This window comes from Clostridiales bacterium, from assembly GCA_014799665.1.
GTDB lineage: Bacteria > Bacillota > Clostridia > Christensenellales > Pumilibacteraceae > Anaerocaecibacter.
Genome location: JAAVHP010000029.1, coordinates 77,929 through 90,724, shown reverse-complemented (window position 1 = coordinate 90,724; position 12,796 = coordinate 77,929). Strand labels below are relative to the sequence as shown.

Sequence of the window (12,796 nt, the reverse complement as noted above, 5' to 3'; positions counted from 1 at the left end):
TTTGCGTAAACCCTTGATTTACGTTTAATTTAGTGTTAAACTATACTCATGAAAAAACTAGCTTTATTTTTGGGAATGATGATGGCGTGCGTTTCGCTTGCCGCGTGCGCTCCGAACGGCGACAACTCCGGCGATCCCGCCGATCCAAATGCGGGCACCCCCGGCAATTCCGACGGCCCGGGTAATCCCGGCGATTCGGGCAATCCCGGCGATTCGGGCAATCCCGGCGATTCGGGCAATCCCGGCGATTCGGGCAATCCCGGCGATTCGGGCAATCCCGGCAACGGTAACGGCCCGACGATTACTTTTTCCGCGGGTATAGGTGCGTTTGCGGACGGTAAAACGAGTGTTTCTCTCAATACCGACGATAACGGCAAGGTTTCGTTAAATACGGCGGATCCTCGCGCGGACGGTCATGCTTTCTTGGGCTGGTACAGCGGCGCGGTCGAGTTCGATCCAAACGCGAAATACACGCAGTCTCAAACGTTCACCGCCAAGTATCGCTCGGGCGGCGACGCCGTCGTGTACGAGGCGCTTTTCGACGATGGCTCGACCGTTTCTATACAAATGAATATGTCGGATGCCGAATGGAAGAAGCTCGATAACGATTACATTGTTTTCAGTGAAAGAGCGCAGCAATTGGGCATGGAAGGGCGTGGAAAATCACCGATTTACCGCGTAGCCGATTCTGTTACGATAGGCATCGATGACGGCGATGGTATGCTGTATTATTATTACGAAGAAGTCGGCGTGCGCTTGAAGGGCAATACCTCGCGTCACAGGTTCTACGGCGACAACGGATTTTTCGACAACGTGCATTTGAAGCTGTCGTTCAAGCAAACGTTTGATGATGTAGAGGACGGGTATACCGCAGACGAAGTTAAGCCCTTCAGCGACCGTTGGGCGGCAGACAAGGCGGCGAAAACGGCGCGTAAAGCGCGTACGCTCGGCGGCATGGAAAAGATAGATATCAAGTATAATTCGACTCTCGACGATACTTATATCCGCGAGCTTTACGCAATGAAGTTGTTCCGCGATAACGGCATAGTCGCGCCGCACGTCACGCTGTGCGGACTTTCGGCGTTGGAGAAGGATACTAATATGCGTAACCTCGGCGTGTACAGAATTCACGAGCCTATCGACGAAGCGTTTATTGAACATAACTTTAAAGATACTGGAGTAGGCGATTTGTGGAAGTGCACTTGGGGCGCGAAGGGTTCCGCCGATTTGAAGGATTGGGGCAACCTGGATTATTTTATCGGCGTTGAGGATGAGCTGAATTTCGAGTTCTATACCTACGACAAAAAGACCAATAAGAAGAAAGATAAAACAACAGGCTTGCGCGATTTGTCATCCATGCGTAATTTTATACAAGCGATAAACAGTGATAACGTAGATTTTTCTGCGGTCTTGGATACAGATTATTTCGCCAAGTTCGAGGCTGTCAACTATATGCTTGGCAATCCCGACTGCATACGCAATCATTACAACAACTACTATATTTATTTCCGCAAGTTTGACGGTAAAGCAGTTATAATACCTTACGACTACGACCGGTGTTTGGGTTCTACGCAGTGGAATGAATACGACGCAATGACGCAGGTCACACCGTTTACGCGCCTTACGACGAATAGCGGCGACACGCAATGGAACCCGCTCTATACCAAGCTAATAGTAAAGGGCGCGCCTGCGGGTGCGGACTCGGTGCTTATGAAGTATCGCAGTAATCTTTTGGCTCTTGCGTCGTCCGATCTTATTAAGGTCGAAAGGTTTAATGCATTAAAAGACAGCTACAAGGCTCGTTACGGCAGGTTTACAAACGACGCGGTCAATAATTCGCTTGCGTTTGATGGCGGGAACAATAATAAGTCGTACTCCGATTATATTAACGCAAAGCTTCGAGTAATAGAAGAACATAAGGACGATTACAACGCGTAATTTTTATCGTTAAAGATATGCGGTGAACGAAACAGCAATGTCGTTCACCGCATTTTTGTAGTTGACAAATCGATTTACAAGGGTGTATAATAAGAAATAGAGTATAGAGTAAAGAAAGAGGCGTGTTATGATTTGCCCGCAGTGCGGCTATGACATGGGTAAAAAGAATAAATGTATACGTTGCGGTTACGAGGCGAGCGAGCTTACGGTCTTTGACGAGAAGGAGCAAGCCGAGCGCGAGAAAGAGCGTGAGCAGAGCGAAACCAAGGTCATTGATCCGTGCAACGTGTATTTAACGCATCCGTACGGCTACGACGAGTACGATTCCGATTTCGGCATGGGCGACCCGTTCGGCAGTCTGTTCGGCAGCTTATTCGGCGACCCGATAGGCGATCTTTTGGGCGGACTGTTCGGGTTTGACGTAAGACCGCAAAGGCAAGTGCACGAACAGCCGACCAAGAAGGGTAAAAAGCAAGGCCCCGTCGTCGAGGTGCGCGACGTCGAGATGGTAGACAGCGACGACCCCGACCCCGAAATAATTTTCAAGGATATAGACGACGCGCCCGAGGAGCCCCCGCAAGAGCAGAAAACAGACGACGGCGAGAAAAAGCATTACGGAATGAATAACCCGTTTAAGCGGAGAAAGAAGTAGGGAAAAAGCGCGATTTATGCGCTTTTTTACGTTGTTATTTTTCTTTTAATGTGATACAATACTTTATATAGATATGTTTAGAAAGCTTCTTAAACTTCTATCGCAAAAAGCGGCGATAACCGTATTGTCGTTTTTACTGCAAATAGCTATCATAGTCGTTATGATACTTTTTGCTACGGCATTTTATTGGTGGATATGGCTCGTACTGTTGTTCTTCGGCGGTATAGTTTGTTTGTATATAATATCGCGTGACATTAACCCGAGCTACAAACTGTCCTGGTGCGTATTGATTTTGGTTTTTCCCGCGTTCGGGTGTTTGATATATTTGTTTATAGGTCGTCAGCATACGCCGCGCAGAGTGCGTAAAAGGCTTGGTCGCGCCGCAGACGTTTCGCAGGTGCTTCTCAACATGACCAATGCCGATTTACTTGGTCGGCGTGGTTTGCTCAATCCCACGGACACCACGTGCGCCGATCTCGTGCTCAATGCGGGATCGTATCCCGTTTACGGCGGCACGGCGACCAAGTATTATCCGCTCGGCGACGATATGTTCCCCGACATGATAGCCGATATCCGCGCGGCGCAAAAGTTCGTGTTCATGGAATATTTTATTATCGAGCACGGCAAGGTCTGGGACGAGATCGAAGCCGCGCTTATCGAGCGCGCGCAAGCGGGCGTTGATGTAAAGCTCATGTACGACGACGTGGGCAGTATGTTCACTCTGCCCAAAAAGGGCATTAAGCGGCTGCGCGCGGGCGGCGTGCAGGTGCTGCCGTTCAATAAGATAACGCTGTCCTTCGATATGCGGCTTAACAACCGTTCGCACCGTAAGATCACGGTCATTGACGGGAATATCGCGTACACGGGCGGAAATAATATCGCCGACGAGTACGCCAATAAGACCGTGCGGTTCGGGCATTGGAAGGATACGCACATGAGGTTCACGGGCGACGGAGTGTGGAGCTTTACCGTAATGTTCCTGTCGTTTTGGAGCATTACCAATAAGGTGCGGCTCGATTACTATAAATACCTCATGCCGCTTTCGTCTGACCCCCAAGCCGTTGGCTACGTTCAGCCGCTGTCGTCGGGTCCCGGGCGCGACGATCACTTGATAGAGAGCGCGTTCATTAATCTTATATCGACCGCAAAAAAATACGTGTACGTCACCACGCCGTATCTTATACTCGATAACGAAATTCAGACCGCGCTCGTAAACGCCGCGCTCGCCGGCGTGGACGTGCGTATCATAATACCTAAAATTCCCGATAAGAAGATCGTTTACCAAACGACCAAGTCGTTCGTTCCCGTACTTGTCAAAGCAGGCGTCAAGGTGTTTAAGTATACGCCCGGGTTCATCCATGCAAAAATGGTTATCGTCGACGACGAGCGCGCGTTCATAGGAACGTGCAATATGGATTATCGCTCGTTCTATCTGCATTACGAGGACGGCGCGCTGTTGTATAACGTGGATAGTATCGCCGATATGAAAAAAGACTTTATCGACACGCAAAATAAGAGCCGACAAATGCAGCACGACGAGGTTATGGATGTTACGATTATTACTAAGCTTTGGCGAAGTATTCTGCGACTTATCGCACCAATGATGTAAGCGCGAAGCGCTTAATAATTTTTAAATTATATTTATTAATTCTTAATTAACTTAACAATATTTGTTGCGATCGCCACGGCTGCGAGTACGGCGCAAACGCACGCGCAAACGAAGGTTATTACCGAGCGCGATACGAAAACCGTTATACAGAACATTGCCGCCGATAGAATTAAATACTTTAAGATTTTGTCCTTGCCGAGCACGCCGACCAATATATCCCGTCGGCGTTTTTTCGTCGGTAAAAACTTGTGCTCGGGCAGCGCGCCCAGCGAGGCGAATAGGGCGTAGGTGTTTTCGCCGCTTACGTATACCGTTTTTATGCCGTCGACGTCGACGGCGTCCTGCGGCGGAGCGTTGCATAAAAGTATGACCTTTTTCGCGCCGTAGTGCTTTGCCTTGGCTATGCACCGCGCTACCGTTTGCTTGTTCGGCGGCGAGAAACAGCAAAACGCCGCCGTGCTGTTCAGGTACACGCCCGCGCCGCGCCGTACCGCCGTCGGTTCGAGCTTAATAAGCCCCGCGTGCAAGAGCTTGGCGGGTGCTTGCTCATTCATGAACATAAAATCGTAAAACATATTCGTTGCCGCAGCGGACAGCTTCTGCTTGCCTACGGCGGTTTTACTCTTAAAGCTCGATAGAAGTAGCGCGCACGCGGTGATCGAGATCGCCGAAAACACGGCGAGGTCGAATGTCGTGTAGTACCGCATGACGGCGAACGCCGCGGCGAATATGAGCAATGCGCCGAGAGAGTTATCGATAAATTTCGCAAACTTGCTTTTCATGCTTGAAATTATCGTCGGTTTGTGTTAGAATTATACAAAGAGTGCGTATGCGCCCTTGCTGTTTTGCGACAGAGGAATCGTACAATGGATAATCATACCGAAATTTTACAGCCTAACGATCTCAATATTATGCGATGCGCGTCCGAGCTTAAAGCGGGCGGGCTGGTTGCGTTCCCGACCGAAACGGTGTATGCGCTTGGCGCAGTCGCCACCGATCCGCAAGCGGTCAAAAAGGTATACGACGTTAAGGGTCGACCGCTTGACCGCGCGCTGATAATCGGCGTAGCAAAAAAATCCCAAATTAAAACGGTGGTAAAAAACGTTACGCCTTCGGCGCAAAAGCTGATAGACGAGTTCATGCCGGGCGCGCTGACCCTCGTCATGGACAAAGCCGATTGCGTGCCCGATATCGTGACTGCGGGCAGTCAATCGGTTGCGGTGCGTATTCCAGACAACCCGATAGCGCAAAAGCTTATCGAGCTTACGGGTTCGCCCGTAGTAGTGCCGAGCGCAAATACCTCGAACAAGCCGAGCACCACGCTCGCCGAACACGTTAAGGACGATCTTAACGGCAAGATAAAATATATCCTCGACGGCGGACAGACCGAGATAGGCATAGAGTCCACGATCGTCGACGTGCGCTGCACTCCGCCCGTAATTTTGCGCGTGGGCGGCGTGACCGTCGAGAGCATAGAGCGTGTTATCGGTCCCGTCACAATGAAGCGGGAGAACGTTAAACAGTCGGCTTACACGCCAAATGCCGAAGTGCTGTTCTCGGCGTATTACGACGGCATGACGGACAACATTATTTCGCGCTACGACTATCTTGTGGAAAAGGGCGTTTCGTCCGTTATTCTTTGCTTGGACGGCAACCGTAAAGCTTACGGCGACAGAAAGGTGATCACGGTCGGCGCGGACTACGCGGCGTACGCGCATAATCTTTTTGCGTCGCTCCGCTCCGCCGACGCCGAGCATTACGAAACAATCATTGCGGAAGGCGTCGACCCCGAGGGCATAGGATCGTCGCTCATAGCGCGGCTTATCAAGCTCAGCGGGGGAAGCATTATCTAATTAGGAATTATAAGTGGTTTATGGCTGAAAACAGTAAAATCAAATTGAGCATTATATTCGTTTGTACGGGCAATACCTGTCGTTCGCCGATGGCTGAATTTTTGTTCAAGGACTACCTTAAACAAAAGAAGCGCAGCGGCGATTTTAACGTTACGAGCGCGGGGCTCGAAGCGGGAAAGGGCGATATCATGACGCCGCAGGCGGCGGAAGCGCTTACCACGCTCGGTGTTAAATTCAACCCCGAGAGAAAGGCACGGGTGTTCACCGTGCAAATGTCGCTCGACGGCGATCTCATTATCGGCATGACGGATGAACACGCCATGCGCTGCGACAGCGATAACGCTATTTCTTACGTCGATTTGATAGGGCACCGCATACCCGATCCGTACGGGTATCCCACGCCCGCATACCTTGAATGCGCCGCCGCAATGAAGTCGGGCTTCGATAAAATTTTGGAGCTTGCGGACGAGAAACTCGCCGAAAAGCGCGGCGAATAGCGGAGAGGAATAAAAAGATTTAACCAATTGACAAAGATAAAAGTTTAGTATATAATATACCCTAAATATTCATATAAAGATAAAATCATGGAGTAGTGAAAATTTCATGTGGGGTGGTGCTATGACTAAACCAAAAAAGAAAACTATAATCATAATTTGTATATTGGTTGCTATCGGGATAGTAATCGGCTTATTGATTCGCGGGCAACATGCGTCGGACTTTTCCGTTGAACAGCACGTTCAAAGAATATCCAAGCGCGTGGAAAAGCGTTTTATGGGAAAAGACAGCGAATACACGGGATACACGGTGTATCCGCTGTACGACGCCGACGATAAGTTTGCTAATTTTTGTTTGGTCGAGTTTGAGCCTTACGGTTGTATTTATATTCAAATTGAAAATTCTTACCCGCTATTGCAAATGTTGGGGCGTTTCGGTATGTATTCGATAGCAAGCAGAGTAGATGAAGAAAGGTACCGTTACAGGCTTTCGAAAGAAATAGACTTGCCTAATTTTGCCGACGGAAGATATTGGTCGATAGTGTATGATGAGTATGGAAATGAATTATCATATTACGATCATTATTTTTATGAAGTAGACAGGGAAGGACAAATTAAATATTGTAGTGGAAGTCATTATAAAGATATTGTCATGGGTGATGATAAAAGATACTTATTGTATCCCAGAAACGGTTTCTCGATTCCTGCCGTAAAAAGGGGCGATAAATTCTTTAACTTAGTATCATTGGAAGAATTCGATTACGACCCTGCCGCCAAAGTAGACAATAGATATTTCCCGTGTATACACGTTGGATCGACGCCATATCACAGTGAGGATTTATAAATTATTATAGGAGTGTACGTAAATTAATCTTTAAAATGTATGCTCAGAATAAGGGCGCACGGCGAATAACGACGTGTAACTTAATTAAAAACGCGTGACAAAATTCTAAAAGAATGATATAATAAGGGCGTAGATATACTAATTGTATCGAGGTGTTTATGTTTTATATCGCGTGCGATCACGGCGGCTTGGAGTTAAAGGCAGCCGTAATAAAAAAGCTCGAAGGCTTGGGCGAGGCCGTTACCGATCTCGGCACCGACTCCGAGCAGTCGGTCGATTATCCCGACTACGGGTTTGCCGTTGCCAAAAAGGTTGCGGCGGAAAGTAACGCGCGCGGAATTGTGATTTGCAAGACGGGCGTCGGCATGAGCATTTGCGCCAACAAGGTAAAAGGCGTTAGGTGCGCGCTTTGCACTTCGGTCGATATGGGTCGGCTTTGCCGCGAGCATAACGACGCGAACGTTCTTGCACTCGGCGCGAGCAATACCGATACCGCCACCGCGCTTAGTATCGTTGAGGCGTTCGCCACGACCGAGTTTGCGGGCGGACGGCACGCTAACCGCGTAAATAAGATCACAGGATACGAGAACAATGGCTAAGGTCGAAGCGGTCGAGTACAAGGATAGAGAATCGCTGGACGCCGAGCTGTTGTCCGCCGTGTCGGACATTATGTCGGCGGAGGAACAGGCTAAGTCGATTATCGCCGTTGCGGCGGAAAACGTTAAAGCCGTTCAGCAGGCGGGAAGCATCCGCGAGCGCGATATGCGCGAGAGCAGTAAGAAGCTTATGGCTTCGGCGCGCGAGGAAGCGTTTAAGGAAGCCACGGACAAGGCGGAAGCCGAGTGCGCCCGTGCGCTTAAAGCCGCGCACGAAAAGGGCGACGCGCTCGTTAAATCCAAGCAAAAAGATATAGCGAAAAGAATCGACGAGCTATACAAATCTCTCGGGAGCAAGAAGTAAGGTATGGCGATTGCCAAAGTGTCGCACGTCCGCGTAGTCGGATTGAAGCGCGAGCAAAACAAAATAATCGATCGGCTTACCGAGGAAGGTTTGTTCGAGGCGCGCGCAACCGACGCTTTGCCGTACGGCAAGACGGGCGGCTCCGTCGACGCGTACAAGGAGCTTAAACTCAAACAGAGTAATATTGCGTTCGCGCTCGACTTTCTTAAAGCGCGGCATAATTTTATGAGTAAAGCGCTTGACGAGAACGAAAAAGACGTAAAGCACGGCAAGGCGCAGCCGATAGATTATACATTATCCAAAGAGAAATATTCGAGCGGCAGAACGCTCATAACCAAAGCCGATTTTTCGGACGCTGCGGCGAAAGAATACGAATTACTTCACGTGGTCGACGAGCTCCAACAAATATCGTTCGATATAGCCGATTGCTCGTCGCGCGCCAATAATATTAAAAGCACGATTTCGGCGTACAAACCGTATGAGAGCGTTCCGTTCGTTTTATCAGAGCTTCGCAAGGGTTCGGTCGTTATTTCCGTGTACTCGGGCGGCAGCGCCGAGGTGGAAGGTTCTCTAAACGAGCTTCCGTGCGCATACGAGGAGCGCGAGGGCGTTGTCGTCGCCGTGTGCAAGGCGGCGGTTTTGGAGCAGGTGGATAAAGCGTTGTCGGCGCTCGGGTATTCCATTTGCCCGTTCGCGGACGATTGCACCGCGCTTCAAAAGCTTACTGCGCTCGAACAGGAACTCGAAGACATAAAACGTCAGACCGTCGAGCTTACCAAAAAGGCGCTCGAATATGAAAAGTACGTTAAGGAATTGCGAATACTCTACGACTGCGTAGGGCTCGATATAGAGCGCAGCGAAGCCGAGCAAAAATTTGTCAAGACGGACAGCGTGTTCGTGCTCGAAGGTTGGCTGCCCGAGAGCATTGCTCAGTCTACGGCAGATAAGCTTACCGAAGCGTATCCGTCCGTATTGGTGCAGCTGCTTGCGCCCGAGGATAAGGACGAACCGCCTACGCTCGTTAAAAACAATAAGGTAGTTAAACCGTACGAGCAAATAACCGATATGTACAGCTCGCCGAACTACAAGGAGATAGACCCCAACCCGATTATGGCGGTGTTCTACTTCCTGTTCTTCGGCATAATGATAGGCGACGCGGGCTACGGGCTTATTCTTGCGATTGCGGGGCTTGTCATAGGCACGAGCAAGAAGTTCGACGGCGGGATCAAGCGATTGGCGCTTCTCGTTGGCATGGGCGGCATTTCGGCGATAATTTGGGGCGTGCTGTTCGGCGGTTATTTCTCGATAGAGTTCGATACCGACGTTGCTATAATATTAAACCCGCTCGATAAACCGTTGTTGCTTCTAGTGCTAAGCATAGGCTTCGGCTGTTTGCAATTGGTCACGGGCTTTGTAATAAAGTTCGTTGCGTTGTGCAAGCAGGGCAAGCCGTTCTCGGCAATATTCGATTGCGGCTCTATAATACTTTTGTTCGCGGCGCTTGTTTGTTTGGTTATCGGTATGCTTCCGTCGCTCGCGCCCATGCTGGGAATAACGATAGACTTCACGCCGCCGTCGAGCCTTAAAATTGCGGCGCTCGTGCTTGCGCTTAGCGGCGTTGCGCTCATACTGATATTCGGCGGGCGTAACAGCAAAAACGTGTTCGGCAAGGTAGTAGGCGGATTCAAGGGCTTGTACGGGCTCGTCAACATTCTGTCCGACTTGTTGTCGTACTGCCGTTTGTTCGGGCTGTGCCTTGCAAGCTGCGCGATAGGTCTTGCGTTTAACCGCTTGGGCGGTATACTCATGGATATTCCCGTTGCGGGATATGTGGTCGGCGGAATTGTGCTTGCGGTATTGCATACGTTCAATCTTGCGCTGGGAGTGCTCAGCGCATACGTTCACGACGCGCGACTTCAATTCCTTGAATTTTACGGAAAGTTCTACGAAGGCGGCGGCAGACTGTTCACGCCGCTCGGTAGTCGTACCAAATATATTCGCTACAATTAATCATCAATTCGGGTCATACCTTAAAAGGTTTTACCATAAATCACTCATTGTAAGGAGAAAGAAAAATGAGTATGGGCAATTTTTATGCCATCTTGGGCGCGGCGCTTGCCGTCATCATATCCGGTATCGGATCCGCAATCGGCGTAGGTCGCGCGGGACAGGCGTCGTCGGCGCTCCTCAGTAAACAACCCGACAAGTTCGGCACGACAATGATCTTGCAGGTCATGCCGTCCACGCAGGGCTTGTACGGCTTCGTCGTTGCGTTCATGACCATGATCAAGCTTAACGTTTTCGGCGAAATGATAACGCTTACCGACGCGCAGGGCTGGATCATATTCGCGTTCTGTATGCCCATAGCGATAGTCGGCTTGGTTTCGGCTATCATGCAGGGCAACGTAGCTATCGGCTGCATCAACCTCGTAGGCAAGCAGGATAACCAGATCGGTCACGCTATACCTATGCTCGTTCTCGTCGAGATCTTCGCTATATTCGCGTTCATCGTATCCATTCTTGGCGTAATGCTTCTTAATATCGCGTAAATCATGCAGGGCAAGGAAAAATTAATCGACGATATTCTTTCGTCGGCTAAATCCACTGCCGCGGCTATGGTAGAGGAAGCTACGCGCGAGGTCGACGCGGAAGTGGCGGCTTTGCGCAGTTCGCTCGACGAGAAGCAAAAAATCGAGCGCGAGGAAATTCTCGGAGCGGCGCAAAGCGTGTACTCGGGTCAGGTCAAGCTCGCCGAGCTCGAAAGCAATAAAGTGCTTTTGCAGGCGCGGCAAGATTGCGTGAACGCGGTGTACGACGGTGTTAAACAAAAGATACTGTCCGCGCCCGACGCCGAGTATTTGAAGCTTCTCGAAAAGCTTATTGTGAGCGTGTGCGAGGACGGCGACGAGATAGTCGCCGCCAAGTCCGACGCTAAGCGCGTGACCGCCGCGTGGGTCAAGAAGGTAGCGACAGCCGCCAAAAAGAAGCTCACTTTATCCAAGGAAGCGGGCGAGTTTTCGGGCGGGGTAATACTTCGCAACGCGCGATACGACCGCGATTTGAGCGTGGACGAAATCGTCGCCGAGCTCAAAGAAGCTACGATCGCCGAAACTGTGCAAAAGTTGGGTTTGTAATGTCAACGTCGACCAAAGTTTATGCGAATATGCTTGCGAGCGAGAGCGGCAAGCGTTTGGATGCGGAGCGGCTAAGGCGTGTAATAGACGCCAAGTCGCTTGCCGACGCGTTCAAAATGCTCAGCGATTACGGCTTTAACTACGTAGAGGGCTGTACGGTCGACGGGTTCGTCGTTGACCAAACCAATGCGCTCATTGCGTTCATTGCGGACGCGGCTGCGGGCGACAAGCTAAAAAATGCATTGCTTGCACGCTTTACGTACAACAACGCCAAGCTTGCGTATAAGTCTAGGTTTACCGAAACGCCTGCCGACGGGTACTACACGATACCCGATTTTGCCGCGGACAAAATCGCAAAGGGCGAGTACGACGACTTAGATAAGTTCATGCGCGAGTGCCTTGAAAAGCTCGACGAGGACGGCGAAAGCAAGCCGCAGAAAATCGATATAGCGCTTACCCGTGCCATGTACAAGTACGTTCTATCAAACGGCATACCGCTTGTTAAAAAGTATTTCAAAGCCGAGATCGACATGAAGAACATTTTGTCGGCGGCGCGAATGAAGCGGCTCGGCATGGACGCCGACGAGTTCGTGGACGGCGGAAGCGTTTCGCGCGAACGCCTTACCGAAGCGGTGGGGGCTGACGATTTTGCTGAATGCTTCGAGCATACGCCGTTTGAGGAATACGCAACGCGCATAGCGGCGGACGAGTTCAAAAACCTTTGGAAAGCCGAGCGTGACGCCGACGATTATTTGTACTATCTCACCGCCAAACAGGTGGAAAATTACACGTCGTACGAGCCGTTTATCAATTACTACACCGACGCGCTTATCGAGCTTAAAACGGTCAAAATGGCGCTTGTGTGCGTTAAGACGGGCGTCAAGGACGGGTTCTATAATCGGTTGTCCGATATTTATAATTCGTAATAAAGCTTACGAATAGATTACGGAGTATCATTTGGAAAAGACAGGTAAAATTGCGGTAATAGGCGACAGCGAGAGCGCAACGGCGTTTCTTGCGATCGGCGCGGCGGTGTACAAGGTCGATAACGAGTACGCGGCGGCGGATACGCTTCGCGAGATAAGTAAGAGCGGCGAGTATGCGGTTATACTCGTTACCGAGAACTACGCCGCCAAAATGGAAGCGCTTATGCAAAAACTTAAAAGCAAGACCTATCCCGTTGTGTTAAGTATTCCGGGCTCTATGGGCTCGAACGGGTTCGGGCTTGCAGGCGTCAAGAAGGACGTCGAAAAAGCCGTAGGAGTTGATATATTGTTTTAGCGTGCTCGACTTTGCTCGCACGCTTTGAGCG

At 50.2% G+C, this 12,796-nt stretch carries 14 protein-coding genes; 13 read left to right on the top strand and 1 reads right to left on the bottom strand.

Annotation, left to right across the window (positions count from 1 at the left end; all coding sequences use genetic code 11):
* Positions 1-48: 48 nt before the first annotated feature.
* The 3 genes from HDT28_09350 (at position 49) to cls (ending at position 4,199) form a co-directional block, all read left to right on the top strand.
* The gene (locus HDT28_09350; protein MBD5132770.1) at positions 49-1,938 is read left to right on the top strand and encodes a hypothetical protein; all 1,890 of its coding nucleotides are present in this window, start codon (positions 49-51) and stop codon (positions 1,936-1,938) included.
* Positions 1,939-2,065: 127 nt separating this feature from the next.
* Complete coding sequence (locus HDT28_09345; protein MBD5132769.1) at positions 2,066-2,590, top strand: hypothetical protein; 525 nt, start codon at positions 2,066-2,068, stop codon at positions 2,588-2,590.
* A gap of 73 nt (positions 2,591-2,663) precedes the next feature.
* Positions 2,664-4,199, top strand: a complete 1,536-nt coding sequence (gene cls, locus HDT28_09340) for a cardiolipin synthase (protein ID MBD5132768.1) — start codon at positions 2,664-2,666, stop codon at positions 4,197-4,199.
* A 35-nt stretch (positions 4,200-4,234) separates the two neighbouring features.
* Here the strand turns inward: cls and HDT28_09335 are convergent, their stop codons facing one another.
* Complete coding sequence (locus HDT28_09335) at positions 4,235-4,981, bottom strand: hypothetical protein (protein ID MBD5132767.1); 747 nt, start codon at positions 4,979-4,981, stop codon at positions 4,235-4,237.
* 84 nt (positions 4,982-5,065) lie between these two features.
* Here HDT28_09335 and HDT28_09330 point away from each other — a divergent pair, with 84 nt between their 5' ends.
* From HDT28_09330 to HDT28_09285, 10 genes are all read left to right on the top strand, one after another.
* Positions 5,066-6,052, top strand: a complete 987-nt coding sequence (locus HDT28_09330; GenBank protein MBD5132766.1) for a threonylcarbamoyl-AMP synthase — start codon at positions 5,066-5,068, stop codon at positions 6,050-6,052.
* A gap of 20 nt (positions 6,053-6,072) precedes the next feature.
* Positions 6,073-6,549, top strand: a complete 477-nt coding sequence (locus HDT28_09325; GenBank protein MBD5132765.1) for a hypothetical protein — start codon at positions 6,073-6,075, stop codon at positions 6,547-6,549.
* 121 nt (positions 6,550-6,670) lie between these two features.
* Positions 6,671-7,390 (top strand): hypothetical protein, encoded by a 720-nt coding sequence (locus HDT28_09320; protein MBD5132764.1) that lies wholly within the window; start codon positions 6,671-6,673, stop codon positions 7,388-7,390.
* A gap of 158 nt (positions 7,391-7,548) precedes the next feature.
* On the top strand, positions 7,549-7,989 hold the full coding sequence (gene rpiB, locus HDT28_09315; GenBank protein ID MBD5132763.1) for a ribose 5-phosphate isomerase B: 441 nt from the start codon (positions 7,549-7,551) through the stop codon (positions 7,987-7,989).
* Positions 7,982-8,350: a hypothetical protein gene (locus HDT28_09310; protein ID MBD5132762.1), complete on the top strand. Its 369-nt coding sequence runs from the start codon at positions 7,982-7,984 to the stop codon at positions 8,348-8,350. Before rpiB ends, HDT28_09310 begins: the two co-directional genes overlap by 8 nt.
* Positions 8,351-8,353: 3 nt before the next feature.
* Positions 8,354-10,360, top strand: a complete 2,007-nt coding sequence (locus tag HDT28_09305) for a V-type ATP synthase subunit I (GenBank protein MBD5132761.1) — start codon at positions 8,354-8,356, stop codon at positions 10,358-10,360.
* Positions 10,361-10,425: 65 nt separating this feature from the next.
* A complete protein-coding gene (locus HDT28_09300) occupies positions 10,426-10,899 on the top strand; it encodes a V-type ATP synthase subunit K (GenBank protein ID MBD5132760.1) in 474 nt (157 codons plus the stop codon).
* Between the two features lie 3 nt (positions 10,900-10,902).
* Positions 10,903-11,484 (top strand): hypothetical protein, encoded by a 582-nt coding sequence (locus HDT28_09295; protein MBD5132759.1) that lies wholly within the window; start codon positions 10,903-10,905, stop codon positions 11,482-11,484.
* Positions 11,484-12,410: a V-type ATPase subunit gene (locus HDT28_09290; protein ID MBD5132758.1), complete on the top strand. Its 927-nt coding sequence runs from the start codon at positions 11,484-11,486 to the stop codon at positions 12,408-12,410. Before HDT28_09295 ends, HDT28_09290 begins: the two co-directional genes overlap by 1 nt.
* Before the next feature lie 31 nt (positions 12,411-12,441).
* Positions 12,442-12,765: a V-type ATP synthase subunit F gene (locus HDT28_09285; GenBank protein ID MBD5132757.1), complete on the top strand. Its 324-nt coding sequence runs from the start codon at positions 12,442-12,444 to the stop codon at positions 12,763-12,765.
* Positions 12,766-12,796: the final 31 nt, after the last annotated feature.